Annotated in this window: 16 protein-coding genes; 13 read left to right on the top strand and 3 right to left on the bottom strand. The window is 69.4% G+C overall.

Features of this window, described 5'->3' with window-relative positions; translation table 11 throughout:
* The first annotated feature begins 187 nt into the window (after nucleotides 1–187).
* The 6 genes from ASC93_RS14505 (at nucleotide 188) to yghU (ending at nucleotide 8,464) form a co-directional block, all read left to right on the top strand.
* Nucleotides 188–1,441, top strand: a complete 1,254-nt coding sequence (locus ASC93_RS14505) for a putative Na+/H+ antiporter (RefSeq protein WP_056443222.1) — start codon at nucleotides 188–190, stop codon at nucleotides 1,439–1,441.
* A 46-nt stretch (nucleotides 1,442–1,487) separates the two neighbouring features.
* Nucleotides 1,488–1,940 (top strand): DUF86 domain-containing protein, encoded by a 453-nt coding sequence (locus ASC93_RS14510; protein WP_056443227.1) that lies wholly within the window; start codon nucleotides 1,488–1,490, stop codon nucleotides 1,938–1,940.
* 63 nt (nucleotides 1,941–2,003) lie between these two features.
* Nucleotides 2,004–2,588 carry a DUF2760 domain-containing protein gene (locus ASC93_RS14515; RefSeq protein WP_056443229.1) on the top strand — a complete coding sequence of 195 codons (585 nt, stop codon included), beginning with the start codon at nucleotides 2,004–2,006 and terminating at the stop codon, nucleotides 2,586–2,588.
* Complete coding sequence (locus tag ASC93_RS14520) at nucleotides 2,585–4,456, top strand: Hsp70 family protein (protein WP_056443231.1); 1,872 nt, start codon at nucleotides 2,585–2,587, stop codon at nucleotides 4,454–4,456. Before ASC93_RS14515 ends, ASC93_RS14520 begins: the two co-directional genes overlap by 4 nt.
* The gene (locus ASC93_RS14525) at nucleotides 4,453–7,296 is read left to right on the top strand and encodes an Hsp70 family protein (protein WP_229412732.1); all 2,844 of its coding nucleotides are present in this window, start codon (nucleotides 4,453–4,455) and stop codon (nucleotides 7,294–7,296) included. Before ASC93_RS14520 ends, ASC93_RS14525 begins: the two co-directional genes overlap by 4 nt.
* Before the next feature lie 307 nt (nucleotides 7,297–7,603).
* Nucleotides 7,604–8,464 (top strand): glutathione-dependent disulfide-bond oxidoreductase, encoded by an 861-nt coding sequence (yghU, locus tag ASC93_RS14530; protein WP_056443236.1) that lies wholly within the window; start codon nucleotides 7,604–7,606, stop codon nucleotides 8,462–8,464.
* Between the two features lie 24 nt (nucleotides 8,465–8,488).
* On the opposite strand, the gene ASC93_RS14535 is transcribed toward yghU, so the two are convergent.
* Nucleotides 8,489–8,860, bottom strand: a complete 372-nt coding sequence (locus ASC93_RS14535; protein ID WP_056443239.1) for a lysozyme inhibitor LprI family protein — start codon at nucleotides 8,858–8,860, stop codon at nucleotides 8,489–8,491.
* 338 nt (nucleotides 8,861–9,198) lie between these two features.
* On the opposite strand from ASC93_RS14535, the gene ASC93_RS14540 reads away from it, so the two are divergent.
* Entirely contained in the window at nucleotides 9,199–9,846 is a 648-nt protein-coding gene (locus ASC93_RS14540; RefSeq protein ID WP_056443242.1) for a PRC-barrel domain-containing protein, read from the top strand.
* Between the two features lie 345 nt (nucleotides 9,847–10,191).
* Complete coding sequence (locus ASC93_RS14545) at nucleotides 10,192–11,445, top strand: glycosyltransferase family 9 protein (protein WP_157201928.1); 1,254 nt, start codon at nucleotides 10,192–10,194, stop codon at nucleotides 11,443–11,445.
* A gap of 45 nt (nucleotides 11,446–11,490) precedes the next feature.
* Here the strand turns inward: ASC93_RS14545 and ASC93_RS14550 are convergent, their stop codons facing one another.
* On the bottom strand, nucleotides 11,491–11,904 hold the full coding sequence (locus ASC93_RS14550) for a DUF6404 family protein (protein ID WP_157201929.1): 414 nt from the start codon (nucleotides 11,902–11,904) through the stop codon (nucleotides 11,491–11,493).
* A gap of 158 nt (nucleotides 11,905–12,062) precedes the next feature.
* Between ASC93_RS14550 and ASC93_RS14555 the strand changes: the two genes are divergently transcribed.
* The 3 genes from ASC93_RS14555 (at nucleotide 12,063) to ASC93_RS14565 (ending at nucleotide 14,599) form a co-directional block, all read left to right on the top strand.
* Nucleotides 12,063–12,527: a MarR family winged helix-turn-helix transcriptional regulator gene (locus ASC93_RS14555; protein WP_056443248.1), complete on the top strand. Its 465-nt coding sequence runs from the start codon at nucleotides 12,063–12,065 to the stop codon at nucleotides 12,525–12,527.
* Nucleotides 12,517–14,016 (top strand): MDR family MFS transporter, encoded by a 1,500-nt coding sequence (locus tag ASC93_RS14560; protein WP_056443953.1) that lies wholly within the window; start codon nucleotides 12,517–12,519, stop codon nucleotides 14,014–14,016. The genes ASC93_RS14555 and ASC93_RS14560 overlap by 11 nt, the downstream gene beginning before the upstream one ends.
* Before the next feature lie 103 nt (nucleotides 14,017–14,119).
* On the top strand, nucleotides 14,120–14,599 hold the full coding sequence (locus ASC93_RS14565; RefSeq protein WP_056443251.1) for a VOC family protein: 480 nt from the start codon (nucleotides 14,120–14,122) through the stop codon (nucleotides 14,597–14,599).
* A 19-nt stretch (nucleotides 14,600–14,618) separates the two neighbouring features.
* Here the strand turns inward: ASC93_RS14565 and ASC93_RS14570 are convergent, their stop codons facing one another.
* Nucleotides 14,619–16,739 carry a GGDEF domain-containing protein gene (locus tag ASC93_RS14570; RefSeq protein WP_157201930.1) on the bottom strand — a complete coding sequence of 707 codons (2,121 nt, stop codon included), beginning with the start codon at nucleotides 16,737–16,739 and terminating at the stop codon, nucleotides 14,619–14,621.
* Nucleotides 16,740–17,344: 605 nt separating this feature from the next.
* On the opposite strand from ASC93_RS14570, the gene ASC93_RS14575 reads away from it, so the two are divergent.
* Nucleotides 17,345–19,912, top strand: coding sequence for a glycoside hydrolase family 3 C-terminal domain-containing protein (locus tag ASC93_RS14575; RefSeq protein ID WP_200958336.1), 2,568 nt, complete (start codon nucleotides 17,345–17,347; stop codon nucleotides 19,910–19,912).
* A gap of 14 nt (nucleotides 19,913–19,926) precedes the next feature.
* On the top strand, nucleotides 19,927–20,859 hold the full coding sequence (locus ASC93_RS14580; RefSeq protein ID WP_056443258.1) for an alpha/beta hydrolase: 933 nt from the start codon (nucleotides 19,927–19,929) through the stop codon (nucleotides 20,857–20,859).
* Nucleotides 20,860–21,019 lie beyond the last annotated feature (160 nt).

Genomic DNA, 21,019 nt, shown 5'->3' on the forward strand with positions numbered 1-21,019 from the left:
TCACTACGCGGTAACTCACGACGGTGCCGCGTATGCTCAGGATGAAACAGGAAGCTATAAAAACCACGTGCTTTAAAACCGTCGCCCCCGCGCAGGCGGGGGCCCAATGTGCATGCGCCATCGAAACGCATACAACCTGGGTTCCCGCCGCCGCGGGAACGACGTGGCAACTGAAAGGAACTTTTTCATGACCACGACCATGCACAAGATCGCCCTGATCCTGTTCGTGCTCGCCTTGCTGCACACGTTCGCCACCCGCCTCTTCGAAGTCCTGGCGCACCGCCATCCGCGCCACGCCGGGCTGTTCCACCTGCTGGGCGAGGTGGAAGTCGTCTTCGGCTTCTGGGCGTTCGTGCTGATGCTCGCGATGGCCTTCGTCGACGGCAGCGCCGCCGCCATCGACTACGCCGAGTCGCGCCACTACACCGAGCCGCTGTTCGTGTTCGTCGTGATGGTGGTGGCCGCGTCGCGCCCCGTGCTGGAGGCGGCGCGCGCCATCGTGCGCGTGCTCGCGCGGCTGCTGCCGCTGCGCACCGAGGTGGCGCAGACGTGGCTCGGCCTCGCGCTCGTGCCGCTCGCCGGCTCGCTGATCACGGAGCCGGCCGCGATGACGCTGGCCGCCCTGATGCTGGCGCCGTCCGTGTTCCGCCAGGGGATGCCGGAATGGCTGAAGTACGGGGCGCTGGGCGTCCTGTTCGTCAACGTCTCGATCGGCGGCACCCTGACGTCGTACGCCGCCCCGCCCGTGCTGATGGTGGCCGCCGCGTGGGGCTGGGACAGCGTCCACATGCTCACGCACTTCGGCTGGCGCGCGCTCGTCGCCGTGCTGGCCAATGCCAGCGTCGTGACATTCCTGCTGCGGCCGCACCTGCGCCCGCTCGACGTGTCGATCGAAGGCGAGGCACCCGTGCGCGTGCCGCCGCTGGTGACGCTGACCCACCTGGCCGTGCTGACGGCGATCGTGCTGCTGGCCCACCATCCCGTGCTGTTCGCCGGCATCTTCCTGCTGTTCCTCGGCGTCACCCAGGCGTACCCGCGCTACCAGGACCCGCTGATCCTCAAGGAAGGCCTGCTGGTCGGCTTCTTCCTCGCCGGCCTCGTCGTGCTGGGCGGGATGCAGCAATGGTGGCTGCAACCCATCGTCGCGAAGCTGGAGCCCACCGCCCTGTTCTTCGGCGCGCTGGGCCTCACGGCCATCACGGACAACGCCGCGCTGACCTATCTCGGCTCGCTGATCGCCGGGCTGTCCGAGCGGGCGCAGTACATGCTGGTGGCGGGCGCCGTGGCCGGCGGCGGCCTGACCGTCATCGCCAACGCGCCGAATCCGGCCGGCGTGGCCCTGCTGCGGCGCGGCTTCAACGACGAGTCGATCGGGGCCGTCGGCCTGCTGCTGGGCGCGCTGGCGCCCACTTGTGCGGCGGCCGTGTTGTTCTTGTTGTAAGTTATTCCCTGGAGCGGGACCTTCCTCGTCCCGCAGCGAGGGAAACATGGATCAAGACCTGCTGGTCAGCAAAACGGGCACCATCGAGCGCTGCTGCAAGCGTGCCCGCGACGAATACGAGAAGGACCCGACCACCTTCGTCGGCGACATCACGCGCCAGGACGCGGCCACGCTGAACGTGATCCGCGCCTGGGAAGCGGCCGTCGAAATGGGCGACCACGTGCTGGCCGACCAGGGCCTGGGCCCGGCGCGCGACGAGCGCGAGATCATCACGCTGCTGGCCGGCCACGGCTGGATCGAGCCAACGCTGGCCGAGGACCTCAAGCGCACGGGCGAATTCTGCCGCGCCGAATGGGATTACCAGGCCGCGCCCCTGCCCGCGCTGGTGACCATCATCAAGCGCGGGCTGGACGATTTCGACGTCTATGCGCGCGCCCTGCTGACCGGTGCCGAGGCGTTGCCGTCCGGGCCCGCAGGATCGCCCCCGTTGTCGAACTGATGGCTGCCCAACTGGTATCATGCGCCCTTTGACGAACCGCCATCTAGCGAACCATACAAGAACATGAGCCAACCGACCAACCTGCCATCCTTCTGGAGCCGGCTGTCCCTTGCCTTCGGCGCCTTCTTCAAGACCCTGGGCGACGCCGAATTCGCCGCGCGCGTGCGCGACGACCAGGTCGGCCCCGTCGCCGCACCCGCTCCCGCCCCGGCGCCGGCGCCGGCGCCCGCACCGGCACCCACGCCCGCTCCGGCCCCGCTGCGCATCGCCACGCCGGACGCCGCCCTGCAACTGCTGGGCCTCCTGCAACGCGAAGCGCGCCTGATCGACTTCGCCAACGAAAACATCACGGTCTATGCGGACGCCGACATCGGCGCCGCCGCCCGCCTCGTGCACGAAGGCTGCGCGCGCGTGCTGCGCGAGCACTTCACGATCGAGCCCGTGCGCGGCGAGCTGGAAGGCGCGCGCGTCACCTTGCCGGAAGGCTTCGACGCCGCCAGCGTGCGCCTGACCGGCAACGTCGTCGGCAAGGCGCCGTTCACCGGCACCTTGAGCCACCGCGGCTGGCGCGCCCGCGACGTGCGCCTGCCGCAACTGGCCGACAAGCACGACGCCAGCATCATCGCCCCGGCGGAGGTGGAACTGTGAGCGACCTCCAGAACAACGACGCCCGCTACGCCATCGGCATCGACCTGGGCACGACGCACAGCGCGCTGTCGTACGTCGACCTGCAGGCCAGCGACGGCGAGCAGGCCGACCAGGGCGTGCTGGGCATCCCGCAGCTGAGCGCCCCCGGCACCGTCGAGGCGCTGCCGCTGCTGCCCTCGTTCCTGTACCTGCCGCATCCGGAAGAACTGGCGCCGGGCGAACTCGCGCTGCCGTGGACGGACGGCCAGGCCGCGCCCGCATTGTCTTATGTTGTCGGCGACATGGCGCGTTCGCGCGGCGCCGCCACGCCGATCCGCCTCGTGTCGTCGGCCAAGAGCTGGCTGAGCCACCCGAGCGTGGACCGCCGCGCCGCCATCCTGCCGCTCGATGCGCCGGAAGAAGTCGAGCGCGTGTCGCCGCTGGCGGCATCGACCCGCTACCTCGAACACCTGAAAGCCGCATGGAACGCGGCGCACCCGGACGCGCCGTTCGAACGGCAGGCCGTCACCGTGACCATCCCCGCCTCGTTCGACCCGGCCGCGCGCGACCTGACGGCGGAAGCGGCAAAGAACGCCGGCTACGGCAGCCCGACCCTGCTGGAAGAGCCGCAGGCCGCGCTGTACAGCTGGATCGAAGGCAGCGGCGGCGGCTGGCGCAAGCAGGTCAAGGCCGGCGACATCGTGCTCGTCGTCGACGTGGGCGGCGGCACGAGCGACTTCTCGCTGATCGCGATCCTCGAACGCGACGGCAACCTGGAACCGCACCGCGTCGCCGTCGGCGACCACATCCTGCTGGGCGGCGACAATATGGACCTCGCGCTGGCCCACCTCGTCGCGCGCAAGCTGCAGGCGAACGGCACGCAGCTGGACGCGTGGCAGATGCGCGCCCTCACCTACGCCTGCCGCGGCGCCAAGGAACACCTGCTGGCGAATGCCGACGCGACCACCTGGCCCATCGTCGTGCCGAGCCGCGGCTCGAAGCTGATCGGCGGTTCGATCCGCACTGAGCTCACGCGCGATGAAGTCACGACGTTCATCACGGACGGCTTCTTCCCGCGCGTGGAAGCATCGAGCCGGCCGGCGACGCGCACCCGCGCGGGCCTCACGCAAGTGGGCCTGCCGTATGCGCAGGACGCCGCCATCACGCGCCACCTGGCCGCCTTCCTGGGCCGCCAGGCCGGCGCCACGGCGGCGCTGGAAGGCTTCAACGGCAACGTCGATCCTGGCCACACGTTCCTGCACCCGAGCGCCGTGCTGTTCAACGGCGGCGTATTCAAATCCGAGATCCTGTCCAGGCGCGTGATGGACACCCTCAACGACTGGCTGTACATGGAAGGCGCGCAGCCCGCGCGCATGCTGGAAGGCGCGGACCTCGACCTGGCCGTCGCGCGCGGCGCCGCCTACTACGGCTATGCGCGGCGTGGCGGCGGCGTGCGCATCCGCGGCGGCACGGCCCGTTCCTACTACGTCGGCGTCGAGTCGTCGATGCCCGCCATTCCCGGCTTCGAGCCGCCGCTGGAAGCGCTGTGCGTGGCGCCGTTCGGCATGGAAGAAGGCAGCGAACTGGAACTGCCGGGCCAGGAATTCGGCCTCGTCGTGGGCGAACCGGTGCACTTCCGCTTCTTCGGCTCGTCCGTCCGCCGCCAGGACCGCATCGGCGACGTGCTCGAATCGTGGAGCCCGGACGAGCTGCAGGAACTGAACGAGATCCAGGCGACCCTGCCCGCCGAAGGCCGCACGCCGGGCGACGCCGTGCAGGTCAAGCTGCACGCGGTGGCGACAGAGGCCGGCACGCTGGAGCTGGTGGCCGTGGCGCGCGACGGGCAGCGCTGGAAGGTCGAGTTCGACGTCCGCAGCACCGAGCAGTGACCCGCGCCTCCGTGTCCGCGCCGGCCCGCGTCGGCATCGATCTCGGCACCACCAACACGGTGCTGGCCTTTGCCGACGCCGGGCTCGATACCGTGGCCACGTTCGACATTCCCCAACTGGTGGCGCCCGGCGAGGTCGGCACGGCGCCGCTGCTGCCGTCGAACCGCTACCACCCGCTGGCCGGCGAACTCGCCGCGGACGCGCTGCAGCTGCCGTGGTCCGCGCCCGACGTGGGCGGCGTGGAGCGCGTCGCCATCGGCCGCCTGGCCCGCGCGCTCGGCGCGGCGTCGCCGGGCCGGCTCGTCGCCTCCGCGAAAAGCTGGCTGTCGCATCCCGGCGTGGACCGCACGGCGCCCATCCTGCCGTGGGGCGCGCCGGACGACGTGCCCAAGGTATCGCCGCTCGCGGCCAGCGCCAGCTATCTCGCGCACCTGCGCGCGGCATGGAATACCCGCCATCCGGACCGTCCGCTGGAAGACCAGCAGATCGTGCTCACGATTCCGGCCTCGTTCGACGAAGGCGCGCGCGCCCTCACGCTGGAGGCGGCGCGGCTCGCCGGCCTCGCCGACGTCCGCCTGCTGGAAGAACCGCAGGCCGCGTTGTACGACTGGCTGCAGCGGCATCGCGCGACCCTCGCGGCCGACCTCGCGGATGCGAAGCTGGTGCTCGTGGCCGACGTGGGCGGCGGCACGACCGACTTCACGCTGGTGAAGGTCGAACTGAAGGATGGCGAACCCGCGCTGGCGCGCATCGGCGTGGGCAACCACCTGATCCTCGGCGGCGACAATATGGACCTCGCCCTCGCCCACCTGGCCGAAGCGCGCATGAAAGGGGCCGACGGCGAGCGCCTGTCGGCCGGCCGCCTCGCGCAACTGACGGAACGCTGCCGCGCCGCGAAGGAGCAGCTGCTGGCGCTTGACGCGCCGGATGAGGTCAACGTCACCCTGCTCGGCGGCGGTTCGCGCCTCGTCGGCGCCAGCCGCTCGGCCACGCTGACGAAGGCCGACGCCGAGCGCATCGTACTGGACGGCTTCTTTCCCCTCAACGTCGCGCAGGAAGGCCCGCAGCGGGCCCGCGCAGGCATCGTCGAATTCGGCCTGCCGTATGCGAGCGACCCGGCCATCACGCGCCATCTGGCCGGCTTCCTGCGCCAGCACGCGCAGGCGGCGCGCGCGGCGCTGGGCATCGATGACGACGACCGTTTGCCGGTGCCGGACACCCTGCTGCTGAACGGCGGCGTATTCCGCGGCGCGGCGCTGGCGCACAGGCTCGCCGCCGTGCTGTCCGCATGGCGCGGCGCGCCGGTGCGTGTGCTGCACAACGCCGATCCGGACGTCGCGGTCGCACGCGGCGCCGTCGCGTATTCGCTCGCGCGGGCCGGACTCGCGCCCGCCATCGAGAGCGGATCGGCGCGCAGCTACTTCCTGCTGCTGGACGAGGCGCCCGCGGGCGGCCGCAAGGATGGGCAACTGCGCGCCGTCTGCGTGCTGCCGCGCGGCGCCCGCGCCGGCCACGAGATCACGCTGGCGGAGCGCAGCTTCGCCCTGCGCCTGGGACGGCCCGTGCGCTTCCACCTCGTGTCGGTCGTGGGCGACGCGGGCAATGCGCGCGCGGGCGACCTCGTCGACCTCGATCCCGCCGACGTCGTGCGCCTGCCCGCGATCGCCGCCGTGCTGCGCGCCCGGGACGCCAGGGCCGGCGCGCGCGGCAGCGAGATTCCCGTGCAGTTGGCGGCCGCGCTGTCCGAGCTCGGCACGCTGGAGATGTTCTGCGTGGCCGAGGATGGCAACGGCCAGCGCTGGCGTCTGGAATTCCAGCTGCGCGGCGAAGAGGATGCGCCGGCCGCCGCGGACGTCCCGCATCCGCAGCTCGACGACGCCGTCAAGCGCATCGACCGCATCTTCGGCGCGCGCAACCAGCAGGTCGAAGCGCGCGAAGTGCGCCAGTTGCGCGGCGCGCTCGAACACGAATTGGGCGGGCGCGAACGCTGGGAGACGCCCTTGCTGCGCCGCCTGTTCGATGCCTTGATGGAACGCGCGAAAGGCCGGCGCCGCTCGGCCGAGCACGAACGCGTGTGGCTGAACCTGGCCGGCTGGTGTTTGCGGCCCGGCTTCGGCGATCCGCTCGACGACTGGCGCATCCAGCAATTGTGGGCCTTGTTCCCGGCCGGCGTCCAGTACGTCAAGGACAGCCAGGTCCGCGCCGAATGGTGGACGTTGTGGCGGCGCGTGGCCGGCGGCCTGTCGACGGAGGCGCAACTGCGCCTCCTCGACGACTTCGCCTTCAACCTGCAGGCCGAGCCGGGCGAGCGCGCCAGGCGCCCCGCCGCGCTCGTCGACGGCAGCGAGGACGACATGCTGCGCCTGGGCGCGTCGCTGGAACGCATCCCGGCCGCGTACAAGGCCGAGATCGGGGACTGGATGGTCGGCCGCATCATGGCGATTGCCCCGACGCCGAAGCCCGATGCGAAGGCGGCGGCCACGTACGCGCGCTACCTGTGGGCGCTCGCGCGCGTGGGTGCGCGGGCGCCGCTGCACGGCAGCGCGCACGAAGTGGCGCCGCCCGATGCCGCCGGGCGCTGGCTGGCGGAACTCATGCAGCTCGACTGGAAGCGGATCGAACCGGCCGGCTTCGCCGCGGCCCACCTCGCGCGCAAGACGGGCGACCGCACGCGCGACATCGACGAGGCGTTGCGCGCACAGGTCCTGCAGCGCCTGGCCGCGACCGGCGCGCCGCCCGGCTGGTCCGCGCTGGTGCGCGACGTCGTCGAGCTGGACCAGGACAGCAGCACGCGCATGTTCGGGGACGCGCTGCCGCCGGGGCTCAAGCTGCTGCGCTGAATTCCGTCGCCCCCGCGCAGGCGGGGGCCCAAGTTTCGTCACCCGCGCAGGCGAAGGTCCGAGTTCCGTCGCCCCCGCGCAGGCGGGGGCCCAAGTTTCGTCACCCGCACAGGCGAAGGTCGGAGTTCCGTCGCCCCCGCGCAGGCGGGGGCCCAAGTTTCAAGCGTCATCGAGGTCCGGCAAATTGGATCCCCGCCTGCGCGGGGACGACGTTCGGATCGCGGCGACGACGTATCCGGCGGGTCCGAGCACGAACATGGCTTTTCGGGCATCATCCTTCTCCACCGAGCCACAGAAGGAGAGTGCAATGCCTGATCCCACGAACCCGTTCGCGACCCCGTACGTCCCGCCCCGGGTCTGGTCCCCCGCGACGCCTTCGGGCGGCGCCTTCGCCAGCATCAACCGTCCCATCGCCGGCCCGACGCACGAGCAGGAACTGCCGGTCGGCAAGCATCCGCTGCAACTGTATTCGCTGGGCACGCCGAACGGCCAAAAGGTCACGATCATGCTCGAGGAGCTGCTGGCCGCCGGCCACGCGGGCGCGGAATACGACGCCTGGCTCATCCGGATCAACGAAGGCGCGCAGTTCGGCAGCGGCTTCGTCGACGTCAATCCGAACTCGAAGATCCCGGCCCTCGTCGACCGCAGCGGCGACACGCCCGTGCGCGTGTTCGAGTCCGGGTCCATCCTCGTCTACCTGGCGGAAAAATTCGGCGGCGCGTTCCTGCCGAAGGACATCCCGGCCCGCACGGAAACCTTCAACTGGCTGATGTGGCAGATGGGCTCGGCGCCCTTCGTCGGCGGCGGCTTCGGCCACTTCTACGCTTACGCGCCGGAAAAACTGGAATACCCGATCAACCGCTACGCGATGGAAACGAAGCGCCAGCTGGACGTGCTCGACCGCCTGCTGGCCGGGCGCCGCTTCGTGGCCGGCGACGCCTACACCATCGCCGACATGGCGATCTGGCCATGGTACGGCGGCCTCGTGCTGGGCGAGCTGTACGACGCCGGCGAGTTCCTGGCCGTGCACAAGTACCAGCAAGTGCGCCGCTGGGCCGACGAGATCCTGGCGCGGCCGGCCGTGATGCGCGGCCGCAAGGTCAACCGCGTGCGCGGCAAGCCGGAGGAACAAGTGCTGGAGCGCCACGCCGCCTCCGACCTGGACTGAGCGGGCGGCCGCGGGCTGCGCGGCTTACAGCTTGCTGTTCTGGCAGCCCGAACTCACGCACTCGCGCATGCGGTCCTGCAGGAATCGCGAGCGCTGGATGGTCGTGCCCGTCGCGCATTCGAGGTTGACGTAGAACGCGCTGCCCTCGTGGCGCGAGCAGTTGTTGTTCCGGTCGTCGATCCATTGCAGCTGCCCGGCCTTGAGGCGCTTCTTGCCATCGGCATCGAGCTTGGCGGCCAGCTTGCCGTAAGTGCTGTTGAGCTCGTTGTCCGCTTCCTGGTAGACCTTGTTCAGGCAGTACAGGCCGTCGAAATCCTTCTTCGGCTTGTCGCATGCCGAGTTCGCCTGCGCGGCGCCCGCCGCGCACATCAGTACTGCCACCATCCATCGTTTCATCGTCTCTCCTTACTGTGTGATGACCGCATCGTCCGTGCGCGCATCGGGGTTTCCGTTGCGCCATCATGAACCGGACCCAGCATGATAATCGAGTGGATGGGCTTGAATTCTCACCAAGTATTACTGGCCATGACGCCATGTCTTTTTCCCCGCATCTAGCGAGCGCGCGGCAACGCGGATTGGGACTAGTATCGCTCCCGTCGGCACGGCATCCGCCGGACCGCCCGCGCCGCGATCGGGCACGATTGAGTGAACGCAAACGCGCGCCGGCCGGTCCCCTTACCCTGAACGGATGGCCGCACCGGCGGCCCTGCAATCATCGACATCAGGAGGACGAGATGACTTACGCAGATCGCGACAAATATGGCATGTACAAAACCACGGGCAAGAGCGCCGGCCACGCCGGTCCCGGCCCGGCGCTGATGGGCGCCGACACCCTGATCGGCGACAGCGTCGTCAACGCCACCGACGACGACCTGGGCGACATCAAGGAAATCATGCTCGACATGCAGACCGGCCAGGTTGCCTACGCCGTGCTGTCCTTCGGCGGCTTCATGGGCATGGGCGACAAGCTGTTCGCCGTGCCCTGGCAGGCGCTGCACCTGGATACCGTCAACAAGCGCTTCGTGCTCGACATCGACAAGCAGCGCCTGCAAAACGCGCCCGGCTTCGACAAGGATGCCTGGCCCGACATGGCCGACACCCAATGGGCCCAGCACATCCACAGCTTCTACGGCACCGACCCCACGCGTCCCGGCGCGCCCAGCATGGGGCCGAGCGTAGCCATGCGCGGCACGGCCGGCGGCGCCGGCACGGGTGTGGGTGCCGGCATGGGCTCGATGGGCGCCGGCCATGCCGGCTCGACCGGCACGGGTGCCGGCAGCGCAATGCCAGGCGGGGGCGCTGGCGGCAGCGTCGATCCGCGGCCCGGCACCGCCGGCAGCGATACCGACCTGAGCAAGATCCGCGGCAGCAACATCGGCTGACGCTCCGGGCCGGCAGTGCCCAATGCGGCATGGCGTCCATACGCCATGCCGCACGATATGTGTCGTCGCAGCTTCGTGTCGTTACAACTTGTAACCTCAACAGTGCATCGCTTTTCCACGCAATCTGGCAGACTGACGGGGTGCAATATTTACTAATCCACCACCTGCACGTCGCATCGGCGTGCAACGGGGATGTCATTAAAATCTGCTAATTCTTAACAAAAGCTTTACCCAACTTTACAGCGCCGCCGGTTCTACGCCGGCCATTCGCCTCTACAATCTTCACGTCCTTTGTCTTTACTGTTTCACGGAAACGTCCCATGACCATGCGCTTTTTTCTTGACCATGAAAATCTCGAGTGAACAGACGCTGGAACTGGACAGCTGGGGCGGCCGGTCAAATCCAGGCGCCGCCATCCATTTCAGGCAGGCCGATCCGGCCGCATTCGAGGCGGACTGGCTGGCGGACGCGGTGTCGCGCACGGCGCTGATCGACCGCGCACTGCTGGCCCGTTCCGACAAGATCCTGTTCATCGCCCACCTGGCGCTGGGCGACTTCACTTACCTGCAAAGCTGCTTCGCCGCGTTCGCGCAGGCCTTCCCGCACCTGAAGATCCACCTGTGGGTCGACGAACGCCGCCGCACGAACCGGGCCGCGGACTGGCCGCACCTGAAAAAATACGCCCTGTACGACTGGCTGGCCGAGTGCCCGCATATCGACAAGGTCTACGACGAAACCTACAGCCCGGCGCTGTACAAGGCATCGCTGCGGGAAGCGCAGCGGCAGGATTACCCGGTCGTCGTCTCGCTCGCCGTACTGGACCGGCACAAGTATGCGGGCCTGGCACGCAGGATCAGCCCGCACGGCTTCGTCGTGGGCCAGAAAAAGCGCGTGCGGGCCTACGACCTGCCCAAGCACTTCTGCTACCGCAAGCTGGATGCCTTCATTCCCGCTTACGACGCCGCCTCGCATCCGGACCAGCACATCAGCGACATCTACGCCGACTGGTTCACGCAATTATTCGGCATCACGATTTCGCCGGCCGCCCGCTATCCCGTGCTGTCCATTCCCGCGCGCTGGATGGACTATGCGCGCGACCGGTTCGCCGCCTGGGGCTTCGGCGGCGCCGGCATTGGGGCGCCCAAGGTCGTATTCCTGAATGCGTATTCGAAGTCGATTGAACGCTCGTGGCCGCTGGAACGGGTCATCGAACTGATCCGCACGATGCGGCGGGACGAGGCCTGGCGCGATGCCGGCTTCATCGTCAACGTCGTCCCCGAAGACCTGGCGCGCGCCCGCGCCCTGTTCGCCGGCCAGGATCTCGCGCGCACCCATCTGTTCAGCGCCGAAGACAATTTCTTCCAGCTGCCGGCCATCCTCAGCCTGTGCAAGCTGATCGTCTCCGTCGAGACGGCCGTGATGCACCTGGCGAATGCGGTGCACGTGCCCGTCATCGCCCTGATGCGCCAAAAGAATCCGGAATGGGCGCCGATCGACAAGCGCAACAGCACCATCGTCACGGTGGCGCGGCGCGACGACTGGGTCGACAAGATCGGCGTGGACGAGGTGATGGCCGTGCTGGGCCGGCAGGCGGCCTGACGCCGGCGCGGTCCGCAGCCGGCCGCCGCGCTACGCCTGGCCGCGCTACTTCTGGCCAAGCGACTCCTGGCCGAGCGACTCCCACGCCGGCAAGGCGAATTCCCTGCGTTCGCGCGCGTAAAACCAGGCCACCATCACCCCGAAACACGTGCCCGCCATGCCGGCCCTGAGCGCCAGGCCCAGCATGCCGACGCCCTGTTGGGACCACACCAGCAGCCACATGGACACGCCCCAGACGCCCGCGAACCAGGTGCCGTAGCCGAGCGCGATGTGGGCGAAGCCGAGGAAATGGGGCGGACGGACATTGACCCCGAGCTTCCACAGCAGCCGGAACAGCAGCGGCTCGGCATGATTGCGCGACAGGCCGCGCGCCGACAGCACGGCAAGGGAACGGTCCAGTTGTAATCGAAAATGCATGGTGGCGGTGCGATGATTGCTGTCCGGATCTTGAACAGCCATGGCCGCCACCTTAGCAGGTGCGCCGCCGAAAAAATGCGTGCATTGTCACCGATGCATCGACAGTATCCAGAAACACATCGTGCCGCGTGCGCCCGAAGAACCGCTTGAACTCGCTGCGTCGCTGGCGTAATATAGTTAGGTAGCCTACCTATCACACAATGACCAACCCACATTCCACCCCGCAGAACGAACGCGTCGACCGCCTGTCCGAGGACTTGCGCAGCGCCCTCAAGGGCATCGTGCGCCAGATGCGGCGCGACACCGAGCGCCACGAGCAGGGCCTGTCGCTGATGCAGACGATGCTGCTGCACCTGATCCACGAACACCCCGGCATCGGCGTGGCCGAGCTGGCGCGCATGCAGCAGGTGCGCAGCCCGACCATGAGCAGCCAGGTGAAGGCGCTGGAGGGGGCCGGCCTCGTCGAGCGCGCCGCGCCGTTGGCCCAGGACCGGCGCCGCAGCGGCCTGCACGTCAGCCAGGCCGGCCACACGGCCTTGCGCCAGCTGCGCGACCGGCGCCACGACTGGCTGTCGCAACGCATCGCGCGCCTGTCGCCCGACCAGATGGAAGCGCTCGCCGGCGCCGTCGACGTCCTCACTATCCTTGCCGACCATGGAAATTGACATCCCCGCCGACGCGCGCGAAATCCGTTCCGTCTACCTGGCCCTGATGGCCGTGCTGGGCCTCGGCGCGCTCGACCAGAGCATCGTCGCCACCGCCCTGCCCCGCATCGTCGGCGACCTGGGCGGCATGGCCCATCTGTCCTGGGTCGTCACGGCGTACGTGCTGGCGTCCACCGCGACGATGCCGCTGTACGGCAAGCTGGCCGACCAGTACGGCCGCCGTCCGATGATCTTCACGGCGCTCGCAACGTTCCTGCTGGGCTCCGTGCTGTGCGGCTTCGCGCAGAGCATGACGCAGCTGATCGCCTTCCGCGCCATCCAGGGCATGGGCTCGGGCGGCTTCATGCCGCTGGCGCAGATCATCATCGGCGACCTCGTGCCGCCGAAGGAACGCGCGCGCCGCCAGGGCTCGATCGCCATCGTGTTCGCCGTCACCAGCGTCCTCGGCCCCGTGCTGGGCGGGATCATGACGGACCTGCTGTCGTGGCACTGGATCTTCTTCATCAACCTGCCCGTCGGCGCGGTGGCCTTCTACGCCATCGCGCACTCGCTGCGCAAGCCCGTGCGCACGCACGCGCACCGCATCGATTATCTCGGCTCCGTGCTGCTCACCGTGTCCATCACCGCGCTCCTGCTGATCCTCGCGCTGGGCGGCACCGAATGGGCCTGGGATTCCGTGCAGGTGCAGGTCTGCGCCACGCTCACGGTCGTGCTGGGCGGCTGGCTGCTCGTGCACCTGCGCCGCGCGCCGGAACCCGTGCTGCCGCCGGACCTGTTCGCGAACCGCGTCTTCAACGTCGCCAGCATCGTGATGGCGCTGACCTTCATGGGCCTGATGGGCGCCAGCGTATTCTTCCCGCTGTTCTTCCAGCTCGTGATGGGCAACAGTCCGGCCCATTCCGGCATGATGACGGTGGCGATGATGGTCGGGATGATCGGCTCGTCGACCCTGAACGGGCGCGTCCTCTCGCGCTCGGGCAAGTACAAGGCCGTGCAGGTGGGCGGGCTGGCGGCGGCGGTACTGGCGTTCGCCGTCCTCGCCTGGGCCATGGACACGGCGCGCGGCTACTGGACCATCGAACCGGCCATCTTCATGCTGGGCGCGGGGCTGGGCCTCGTCATGCCCAACATGACGATCGCCGTGCAGAATGCCCTCCCCGGCCCGCGGCGCGGCGTGGGGACGGCGATGCTGACCTTCTTCCGTTCGTTCGGTGGCCTGCTGGGCGTGACGGGTTCCGGCGCCATCCTTGCGCACCAGGTGCACGCGCACGGCATCGCGGCGGTCGCGCGCGCGGGCGCGCATGGCGCCGCCGCGGTGCCGCCCGCCGTGCAGGCGCTGACGGTGGACGTGTACCGCCACGCCATCGCCAACATCTTCGGCGCCGGCGCGCTGATCGTGCTGGCGGGGCTCGTCGCGCTGCTGTTCCTGCCGGAGCTGCCGCTCACCGGTCACCCGGCGCCGGCGCCGGCCGCACCGCCGGCGGAGTGAACCCCGTCCACGCTGGCGCAACGCAGCCGGCGCCGGCGCGGACGTGCTATCGTTTCCGCCGGCTGCCGCACGCAGCCCCGACGACTCACCAACAGGAGAGAACATGGCCAGCAAGAATACGATTTGCCTTTGGTACGACAACGATGCACTGGACGCGGCAACGTTCTATGCGCAGACGTTTCCGGACAGCGCCGTCGGCGCGGTCCACCGTGCGCCCGGCGATTATCCCGCCGGCCAGCAGGGGACTATCCTGATGGTCGAATTCACGGTCATGGGCATCCCCTGCCTCGGCCTGAACGGCGGTCCCGGCGTGCAGCACAACGAGGCGTTTTCGTTCCAGGTCGCGACAAACGACCAGGCCGAGACCGACCGCTTGTGGAATGCGATCGTCGGCAACGGCGGCCAGGAAAAAGAGTGCGGCTGGTGCCGGGACCGGTGGGGCCTGTCGTGGCAGATCACGCCGCGCGTGCTCATGGACGCCGTCACCGGCACCGACCGGGCCGCGGCCAAGCGGGCGTTCGATGCGATGCTGACGATGAAGAAGATCGACGTCGCGGCCATCGAGGCGGCACGGCGCGGCTGACGCCCGCCGGCGCCGCGGTTCAGGTGCCGGCCAGCACGTGCAGGGTGCCCGGGCCGACGCCGGCGCCGGCGTCGTCGCGCACGGCGGCCTGCGGCGGGCGCGCCGGCTCCTGGCGCGGGCCGTGCACGCAGTCGAGCGCCAGCAGCGCGCCGACCGCGGCGCCATCGCCGTCGCGTTCCAGCGCCGCCATCACGGTGGCGGCCGCTGCGCACAGGCGGGTGACGATGCGGGCCTGGTTGCGGCCTTGCGCCTTGCCCTGGTAAAGCGCCCAGTCGGCCAGGCGCACGGCGCACTGCCAGTCGAACGCGTCGCCGGCCACGTGCGGCAGCGCGACCACGCCCGCGGTAAGGGTCACCGGAATCCGGCAACTGCCGGCGTCGACCGGGGCCGTGCCGACCGTCTCCAGTATCCGCGCCGCCATGCCGGCGACGCTGCCCGGGTCCGTGGCGGGCGCGTGGATCATGAATTCTTCGCCGCCCCAGCGCACCACCATGTCGGTATCGCGCACGGCCGCGGCGAGCCGGCGCGCGACCTCGACGAGGACCGCGTCGCCCGCACCATGTCCCCAGCGGTCGTTGATGCTCTTGAAGTGGTCGATGTCCATGAGGACGAAGCAGTCGACGCCGTCGCGCGGACCGTGGCGCCGGTCGCCCCGCCCGGTCCCGCTGCGGCCGGCCATCCGGCACGTCAGCGAACGCCGGTTGTGCAATCCCGTCAGGGCGTCGTGCGTTGATCTGAATTCGAGCTGCACGTTCAATTCCTTCAGCTGGGCGTTGCTCCGCGCCGCGCGCCGGTACATGACGTACACGACGGCGCCGGCCAGCACCGTCAGCACGGCGGCGAACGTGGTCGCGAACTGCACCGTGCGCCGGTTGCTCAGCTCCGCATCCTTGAGCTTGTTCTCGCGTTGCAGCAGGACGATCTGCTGGCTGCGCCGGTGCGCATCGAATTCTTCCTGCAGCGCGGCGATCGCGCGGTCGCGCGCCGCGCGGGCGCTCTGCTGTTGCAGCGACTGCTGCTCGCGGACGATCTCCAGCGCGCGCTGATACTGTCCCGCGCGCTCCAGCATGCGGCCTTTCTCGTCCAGCATCGCCTCGAGGTCCCCCGTGGTTTTTTCCTTGCGCATCTCGGCGATCACGCCGTCGACGTAGGGCGTGCCCTCCGCGATGCGTCCTTGCCCCATCAGGGCGAAACCGAGATTGGCGCGGGCCATCTGGATCACGTTCCGGTCGCTGACCTTGTTCGATGCGACCAGCGCCTTGCGCGCCTCCTGTTCCGCGCGCACGTAATCCTGGCGGATCAGGTAATAGTCCGCGATATTGCCCCGTATCGCCGCTTCCATCCCCAGCAGCCCGGCACGCAGCGCCGTCGCCAGCGCCTTTTCGAACGCGGCAATGCCTTCGCCGTCCCGCCGCAGCCTGATCAAGGCGACGGCCCGCGTGAACTGCAGCGAGGCGAGCGGCCGCAGCGGCATCCGTTTTTCCGCCATCCCCAGGTCGGCGCTGTCGATCGCCTTGGCGGGATTGTCGGCATTGATGTACACCTGGGCGATGCGGCCGTACAGCGCGGCGCGCTTCCCGCTTTCGCGGGGTTCGCCCTGCAGCAGGCGCAAACCGCGCAGGTACGCCGCCAGCGCCTCGTCGAAGCGGGCGCGCAGGTTCAGGATGTCGCCCTGCGTCCTTTCGGCCGCGACCTTGAACGTCAGGGACACGTGCGCGGGTGCCTGCGCCGTCGTCTGGTCCAGTAACGCCTGCGCTTCATCGAGGCTGTGCTTGTCGATCAGCTCGCGGACCTTGCCCAGCCGGGCCTCCGCCGCGCCCGCCGCGTCGCCATGGGCGACGGCCAGTTGCAGCGACGTCCGGTCCAGCGCATACGACGCGTCCAGCTGGCCCAGGTCTTCCCGCAGCCAGGCTTCCATGCGCAACAGCCGCTGCCGGTTCTCGTACGATGCGCCCGCCCCCAGCATGCGGCGCACGGTTTCCACCCGGTCCAGGGCCTGCATGGGCGCGTCTTCCGCCAGCCGCTGGATCCGCGCCACTTCCGCCGGCACGTCGACCGCAGGCGGCGCCGCGCGGGCAGCCGGGCCGAACGCCGTGGCGGCGACGAACAGGACGGAGACGAAGCGATAAAGAATGGCCATGAACGGAAGCGCCGGCAAATGATCCAGGATTGGTCAAGTTAATTATCCGCCGGACTTTTATTTACCTCAAGGAAACTGAAGTGAGCGCCCGGCAAATAACGCAATCGATGCGGGACTACAACATCGAGCGCCGCCGGCATCGGATGTTATCGCATAACAATTATGTTACGTAACACTGACAAGGTTTCATCCAGCGCGCCCGGCCGGCTCATCGTCGATATCGATTCCGATATCGCTTCGCAATAAAAAGTTATTGGCTTCTGAACAATTCCTACACTACATTGTCCCTCGCTTGGCCCAACATGCCGTTTACTCGACCGGACACGCGTGATCGACCCACGCTGGCCCGTGTCACGGGCGGACGGCATGATGGGCCGGCACCTTCTGTTATCGCAACCATCCAGCACCCCGGTTATCAGTCCCGGGGCCGCGCGATGGCATGACAGTCGTCCCCCCGATGGCCGGCTTCGCGTTGGCACGGAGACCGGCATCGGCCCATCTCACCTTTGAAGGTAGATCCCATGCAAAAAGATAAGACCAAAAAAATTGGTCAGGTAGGAGACATATCGAGAGGCCTCCGGCGCACCGCGGCATGCGGCGCCCTGGTGCTCGCGGCGGCGCTGCCAGGCGCCGCGCGGTCCGCCGATGCGCGCGCGGATGCGGACGCCCGCGCCCGCGCGCTCGTCGCGCAGATGACGCCGGACGAAAAATTCGCCCAACTGCTCAACGTGGCGCCCGCCCTGCCCCGCCTCGGCATACCCGCCTATAACTGGTGGACCGAGTCGCTGCACGGCGCGCTCGGGCCGCTGCCCACGACGAACTTCCCGGAACCCATCGGCCTCGCGGCCACGTTCGACGCGCCGCTGGTGCACCGGGTCGCGTCCGCGATCAGCACCGAGGTGCGCGCGCTGCACACGCTGGGACGCGAGACGGGGCACCTGGGACGCATCGGCACGGGGCTCGACACGTGGTCGCCGAACATCAACATCTTCCGCGACCCGCGCTGGGGCCGCGGCCAGGAGACCTATGGCGAAGACCCGTACCTGACGGCGCAGCTGGGCGTCGCCTTCATCCAGGGCATCCAGGGACCCGACCCGGACCTGCCGGACGTCGTCGCCACGCCCAAGCACTTCGCCGTGCACAGCGGACCGGAGTCGACGCGCCACGTGGCCGACGTGTTCGTGTCGCGCCACGACCTCGAAGACACCTACCTGCCCGCCTTCCGCGCCGCCATCGTCGATGCGAAGGCCGGATCGATCATGTGCGCCTACAACCGCATCGACGGCCAGCCGGCCTGCGGCAGCGACCTGCTGCTCAAGGAGCACCTGCGCGGCGCCTGGGGCTTCAAGGGGTATGTCGTCTCCGACTGCGATGCCGTGACCGACATCTCGGAACATCACAAGTACGCGCCCGATCCCGCCGCCGCGGCGGCCGTCGCGTTGAAGGCCGGGACCGACAACGAGTGCAACACGCAGACGCTGGGCGACAAGACGGGACTGGACGCACGCTACCGCGAGGCGTGGCAGCGCGGCCTGATTTCCACGGCCGACATCGACCAGGCGCTCGTGCGCCTGTTCTCCGCGCGCTACCGCAACGGCGACCTCGCGGGGCTGACCGCGCGCGCACCGAACAAGGTCCCGGTCGACGCGATCGACACGCCGGCGCACCGCGACCTCGCGCTGCAGGCGGCGGCAAAGAGCCTCGTGCTGCTGAAGAACGACGGCACGCTGCCGTTCAAGGCCGGCGTGAAGATCGCCGTGATCGGCCCGCTGGCCGACGCCACCCGCGTCCTGCGCGGGAATTATTCGTCGACGCAGTCGGCGCCGCCCGCCTCCGTCGTCGCCGGCCTGCGCAGCGTGCTGCCGCAGGCGCGCATCACGCTCGTGCCGGCCGGCGCGTCGATCACGGATGGCGATCCGGTCCCCGCCAGCGCGCTGCGCACGCCCGACGGCAAACCGGGTCTGCGCGCCGACTACATCAACGGCACCGACACCAGGCCGGTCCTCGTCCGCACGGAACCGGGGCTCGTATCGCACGCGCTCCAGTTCAAGGACGTGGCGGAAAAGCACAAGGTCGTGTGGACCGGCTATCTCGTCGCGCCGGAGACGGGCACCTACCGGCTCGGCGTGACCGGCGTGCAGGGCGCGCTGACGGTGGCCGGCAAGCCCGCCGTCAGCGCCGCCACGTATTCGCAATGGGGCGAACCGCTCAAGCTCAGCGCCGTGCGGCTGGAGAAAGGCCAGCGCTATCCGCTGCGCTTCCAGGCCGAAGCGGGTTCCTCGGGCGTGCCCGGCCTGTTCTGGAAACGGATCTCGACGGCGCCCGACGCCGACCTCGCGGCGGGGACGGCGGACGCCGACGTCATCGTCGCCGTCGTCGGCCTGACGTCGGACCTCGAAGGCGAAGAGATGGCGATCAAGGTCGACGGTTTCGCGGGCGGCGACAAGACGTCGCTGGACCTGCCGCTCGAGCAGCGCACCCTGCTGGAACGGGCCAAGGCGCTGGGCAAGCCGCTCGTCGTCGTGCTGATGAACGGCAGCGCCATCGACCTGTCGTGGGCGAAGGAGAACGCGGCCGCGATCCTCGAAGCGTGGTATCCGGGCCAGTCGGGCGGCCTCGCCGTCGCCGGCGTCCTCGCGGGCCGCGCCGATCCGGGCGGACGCCTGCCCCTCACCTTTTATCGCAGCGTCAAAGACCTGCCGCCGTTCGACGATTATTCGATGCGGGGCCGGACCTACCGCTACTACACGGGCACGCCGGTCTATCCGTTCGGCGCGGGCCTGTCGTACACGACGTTCCGCTATGCGCCGCTGCGCATCGAACCGATCCACGGCGCGCCCGAGAACGGCGTCGTCGTCACGACGGAAGTCGCCAACACGGGTACGCGCGACGGCGACGAGGTCGCGCAGCTGTACCTGACGCCGCCCGCGTTCGACGGCGCGCCGCGCCTGGCGCTGCGCGGCTTCCAGCGGCTGTCGCTCAAGGCCGGCGAGCGGCGCCAGGTCAGCTTTGCGCTGGCGCCGCGCGACCTCAGTTTCGTCACGCGCGACGGCATCCGGCAACTGACGCCCGGCCAGTACCGGCTGAGCGTCGGGTCGGGCCAGCCGGGGACGGGCGTCGCGCAGCAGGACGGCACGCTCACGTTGCAGCAGACCGTCGTGCTGGCCCAATAAAACAAGGAGACACCATGAAGACGACACATCGATTCGGCCGGCTGGCCGGCGCGGGCGCGCTCGCCCTGGCATACGCGCTCGCCGCGCCGGCGCACGCACAGAACGACAGGATGACGCCCATCGCGGCGCCCGCGCAGCCGGACTCCATCGTGCTGGCCACCGGCCCGCTGCCGGGCGCGAAGGCGCAGGAGAGCTGGCACACGCAGTACGGGAGCACCTTTGCCCGCAACGTCACGGTGGCGACGCTGACGCCGTTCCTGCCCGATCCGGCAAAGGCGACGGGCGCCGCCGTGATCGTCGCGCCGGGCGGCGGCTTCAAGACGCTGTCGATGAGTAACGAAGGCTGGGACGTGGCGAAGGCGCTGGCCGGCAAGGGCGTGGCGGCGTTCGTGCTGAAATACCGCCTGAACCAGACGCCGCAGGACATGGATGCGTTCGCGCGCGAGATGGCGCAGATGTTCTCGGGCGCCGCGCGGCCGCCGGCACCGCGCGATTCCGCCGCCACGCTGGCGCCGCAGATCGCCGACGCGCGCGCCGCGTTCGCGCTCGTGCGCGCGCGGGCGGCCGCGTGGCACGTGGACCCGGACCGCATCGGCATGCTGGGCTTTTCCGCGGGCGCGATGCTGACGATGGCGACGGCCTTGCACGGCCAGGACGCGAAGCCCGCGTTCCTCGGCGACATCTACGGGCCGCTGGCACCGGTCAAGGTGCCGGCCGACGCGCCGCCGCTGTTCGTCGCGCTGGCGGCGGACGATCCGCTGTTCGGCAACGGCGGCTACGGCCTCGTCGACAGCTGGCGCGCGGCGCGGCGTCCGGTCGAATTCCACCTGTACGAACAGGGCGGGCACGGCTTCGGCATGTATGCCAAGACGACCACCAGTACCGGCTGGTTTGAGGCGTTCGCGCGCTGGCTCGGCATGCATGGCTATCTGAAGCCGGCGCACTGACGGCATCGGACGACGGGGCCTCGAGCCCCGTTTTTTATGGCTGTGTTCGCGTTATGTAGGTAAGCGAGCGCTGCCGCCCTAGCCGAGCCGGGCCGCAGCGCACAACAGGTGCGCAGGCGTCGTCAGCCGCCGCGCATCCAGCAGCCGTTGCCAGCCCGAA

This window comes from Massilia sp. Root335 (genome assembly GCF_001425685.1).
Taxonomy (GTDB): domain Bacteria; phylum Pseudomonadota; class Gammaproteobacteria; order Burkholderiales; family Burkholderiaceae_D; genus Telluria; species Telluria luteola.

Excerpts from the sequence above, each read along its gene's own strand:
- ASC93_RS14570 (WP_157201930.1), bottom strand. The coding sequence starts at position 16,739 with ATGGCCATTCTTTATCGCTTCGTCTCCGTCCTGTTCGTCGCCGCCACG.
- ASC93_RS14510 (WP_056443227.1), top strand. The coding sequence starts at position 1,488 with ATGGATCAAGACCTGCTGGTCAGCAAAACGGGCACCATCGAGCGCTGC.
- ASC93_RS14545 (WP_157201928.1), top strand. The coding sequence starts at position 10,192 with ATGAAAATCTCGAGTGAACAGACGCTGGAACTGGACAGCTGGGGCGGC.
- ASC93_RS14555 (WP_056443248.1), top strand. The coding sequence starts at position 12,063 with ATGACCAACCCACATTCCACCCCGCAGAACGAACGCGTCGACCGCCTG.
- ASC93_RS14535 (WP_056443239.1), bottom strand. The coding sequence starts at position 8,860 with ATGAAACGATGGATGGTGGCAGTACTGATGTGCGCGGCGGGCGCCGCG.
- ASC93_RS14560 (WP_056443953.1), top strand. The coding sequence starts at position 12,517 with ATGGAAATTGACATCCCCGCCGACGCGCGCGAAATCCGTTCCGTCTAC.
- ASC93_RS14580 (WP_056443258.1), top strand. The coding sequence starts at position 19,927 with ATGAAGACGACACATCGATTCGGCCGGCTGGCCGGCGCGGGCGCGCTC.
- ASC93_RS14505 (WP_056443222.1), top strand. The coding sequence starts at position 188 with ATGACCACGACCATGCACAAGATCGCCCTGATCCTGTTCGTGCTCGCC.
- yghU (WP_056443236.1), top strand. The coding sequence starts at position 7,604 with ATGCCTGATCCCACGAACCCGTTCGCGACCCCGTACGTCCCGCCCCGG.
- ASC93_RS14540 (WP_056443242.1), top strand. The coding sequence starts at position 9,199 with ATGACTTACGCAGATCGCGACAAATATGGCATGTACAAAACCACGGGC.
- ASC93_RS14550 (WP_157201929.1), bottom strand. The coding sequence starts at position 11,904 with ATGGCTGTTCAAGATCCGGACAGCAATCATCGCACCGCCACCATGCAT.
- ASC93_RS14565 (WP_056443251.1), top strand. The coding sequence starts at position 14,120 with ATGGCCAGCAAGAATACGATTTGCCTTTGGTACGACAACGATGCACTG.
- ASC93_RS14515 (WP_056443229.1), top strand. The coding sequence starts at position 2,004 with ATGAGCCAACCGACCAACCTGCCATCCTTCTGGAGCCGGCTGTCCCTT.